The following is a 3043-nucleotide window of genomic DNA, read 5'->3' as shown; positions in this document are numbered from 1 at the left end:
GCTCGCGCCACAGCTCTTGCATGTAGAAGGGCTGCGACAAACCCCAGCCCGCGTACACGCGACCCACCGCGCGCAGCCCCGTGGTCGGCGGCGTGGTGTACCAGCCGCCGTTCCATGCCACGTCGGCCGTGAGCGCGGCCTTCACGCCTTCGAGGAACACGATGTTGTGCGGCGCCGTCTTCGCCGAGCCGCAGAAGGGCGCGATGCGCTTCACCATGTCGGGGTAGAGGCAGCCCCACTGGTTGGTCTGCTGCGCGCCCATCGACCAGCCCACCACCAGCGCGACCTGCGCGATGCCGAACTTCTCCGTCACCAACCGGTGCTGCAGCGTGACGTTGTCGTACAGCGTGATGTCCGGGAAGCGCGACAGGTTGTACGGCTCGGGCGTGTTGCTCGGCGACGAAGAGAGGCCGTTGCCCAGCATGTTCGGCACGATGATGAAGTACTTCTCGGGGTCCAGCGCCATGCCCGAGCCGATGAGCCATTCGTTGTCGTAATGCTGGCCCGAGTACCAGGTCGGGTAGACGATCACGTTGCTTTTGTCGGCGTTGAGCTTTCCGTAGGTCTTGTAGGCGAGCTTCGCGCCGCGCAGGGTGGCACCCCGCTGCAGCGCGACATCGCCGAGGTCGAAGATCTCGTAGTCCATGGGCGGCGCTTCAGCGGTGCTTCGCCGGCTCGTTCGGAATGCCCTCGATCGGGCACTCCGGCGTGCCGACCGTGGTGCGCGTGAACGACTCCACCATCTCGCGCGTGCCCTCGGGGTCGTTGATCCACTGCGTGTAGAAGTTGTAGGGGCAGGCCGCCACGCCCTTGTCGCCGTCGCCCGAGTTGATGGTGCCGGTGTAGCCGCGGTGCACGAGCTTGAACAGGTGGTTCTGCGACTGGCCGTTCTTGCGCGCGTCGCGGATGAGGCTCATCGAGAGCTCGGCGTAGTTGATGCCCATCTCTTCCTCGCCGCATTCGCCGAGCGTGCGGCCGTCGAAGCCGATGAGCGCGGAGTGGCCGAAGTACGAGTACACGCCGTCGAAGCCGGCCGCGTTGGCCACGGCCACGTAGGTGTTGTTCATGAAGGCCATGGCCTTCGACACCAGGATCTGTTGTTCCTTGGCCGGGTACATGTAGCCCTGGCAGCGGATGATGAGTTCGGCACCGCGCATCGCGCAGTCGCGCCAGATCTCGGGGTAGTTGCCGTCGTCGCAGATGATGAGGCTCATCTTCATGCCCTTGGGGCCTTCGCTCACATACGTGCAGTCGCCCGGGTACCAGCCCTCGATGGGCACCCAGGGCATGATCTTTCGGTACTTCTGGACGATCTCGCCCTGGTTGTTCATGAGGATCAGCGTGTTGTAGGGCGCCTTGTTCGGGTGTTCCTCATGGCGCTCGCCGGTGAGCGAGAACACGCCCCACACGTTGGCGCGGCGGCAGGCGTCCGCGAAGATCGCGGTCTCCTCGCCGGGGATGGCCGACGCGGTGTCGTACATCTCCTTGGCGTCGTACATGATCCCGTGCGTGGAGTACTCGGGAAAGATCACCAGGTCCATGCCCGGCAGGCCTTTCTTCATGCCGACCAGCATCTCGCCGATCTTGCGTGCGTTGTCGAGCACCTCGGCCTTGGTGTGCAGGCGGGGCATCTTGTAGTTGACGACCGCGACGCCGACGCAATCGTTGCTGCTCGAAATATCACCATGTCTCATGACGCTGCTCCTGAAGGGTGGTTGAAGGAAAAGAGGGAAGGGGTCTCACACGGTCAGGAATGACCTGACCTTGTCTTGATCGAGCGTGGCGCGCGCCTCGTCGTGCACGATGCGGCCACGGTCGATGACGAGAAAGCGGTCGGCCAGGTCGAGCGCGAAGCTCAGCACCTGCTCCGACACCACGACGGCAAAGCCGCGCTCGGCGCGCAGCACGTTCAGCGTCTGCGCGATCTCCTTGATGATCGAAGGCTGGATGCCCTCGGTGGGCTCGTCGAGGATCAGCACCTTCGGCTCCGAGATGAGCGCACGCGCAATCGCCAGCATCTGCTGCTGGCCGCCCGAGAGGTTGCCGGCCTTGCGCTGCTTCATGTCCTTGAGCACGGGGAAGAAGGTGTAGAGGTAGTCGGGCACCGTGCGGTGGCCCGACCTCGCGGCACCCGCGAGGATGTTCTGCTCCACCGTGAGGAGCGGAAACACCATGCGCCCCTGCGGCACGAAGGCCAGGCCCTGCGCCACGCGCTGGTAGCTGGGCAGCTTCGTGAGCTCGGCGCCGCCCAGGCGGATGTGGCCACCGCGCGTGGGCAAGAGGCCGATGAGCGACTTCAGCAAGGTGGTCTTGCCCATGCCGTTGCGGCCCATGATGGCGACCGCTTCGTCGGGCGCGACGCGCAGCGACACGTCGCGGATGACGTGCGACTCGCCATACGCCACGTTGAGATCGGAGACTTCGAGCATGTGAATTTCTCCTTCTTCTCAATGGCCGAGGTACACGTCGATCACGCGCGGGTCGGCCTGCACTTCGGCCGCTGTGCCTTCGCTCAGCAACTTGCCTTGGTGCAGCACCGTGACGCGGTGCGCGATGCGCTTGACGAAGTCCATGTCGTGCTCGATGACGACCACCGACTTGCCCGCCGAGATGCGCCGCAGCAGGTCGCCCGTCTGCTCGCGCTCGCGCGGGCTCATGCCGGCCACGGGCTCGTCGAGCAGCAGCAGCTCGGGCTCCTGCATGAGCAACATCCCGATCTCGAGCCACTGCTTCTGCCCGTGGCTGAGCTGCCCGGCGCGATGACCGAGGCGCTCGCTCAGGAAGACCTGCTCGGCCATGGCGTCGATGCGTTCGCGCACGGCGGGCGTGCGGCGAAAGGTCAGCGACTGCAGCAGGCCGTGCATGCGCGGCAGCGAGATCTCGAAGTTCTCGAGCACCGTGAGGTCTTCGTAGACCGACGGCGTCTGGAACTTGCGGCCCACGCCGGCGCGCACGATCTCGTACTCGTTCAGGCGCCCGAGGTCCTGGCCGTTGAACAGCACGCGGCCCGCGCTGGGCTTGGTCTTGCCGCACACCATGTCGA

General features: G+C 65.4%; 4 protein-coding genes. All 4 read right to left on the bottom strand.

What is annotated here, in order from left to right; all coding sequences use genetic code 11:
* The coding region (locus tag AAG801_RS41375; RefSeq protein WP_341893682.1) for an alpha/beta fold hydrolase at positions 1-646 on the bottom strand (646 nt) is incomplete at its 3' end.
* Positions 647-656: 10 nt separating this feature from the next.
* On the bottom strand, positions 657-1694 hold the full coding sequence (locus AAG801_RS41370) for an aliphatic amidase (protein ID WP_341893681.1): 1038 nt from the start codon (positions 1692-1694) through the stop codon (positions 657-659).
* A 45-nt stretch (positions 1695-1739) separates the two neighbouring features.
* Complete coding sequence (gene urtE, locus AAG801_RS41365) at positions 1740-2429, bottom strand: urea ABC transporter ATP-binding subunit UrtE (RefSeq protein WP_341893680.1); 690 nt, start codon at positions 2427-2429, stop codon at positions 1740-1742.
* Between the two features lie 18 nt (positions 2430-2447).
* A partial coding sequence (locus AAG801_RS41360) for an ATP-binding cassette domain-containing protein (protein WP_341893679.1) occupies positions 2448-3043 on the bottom strand: 596 nt, incomplete at its 5' end.

The organism is Variovorax sp. YR752, assembly GCF_943372545.1.
The sequence above is the reverse complement of the archived record's forward strand: the minus strand, read 5'-3'. Positions and strand labels throughout refer to the sequence as shown.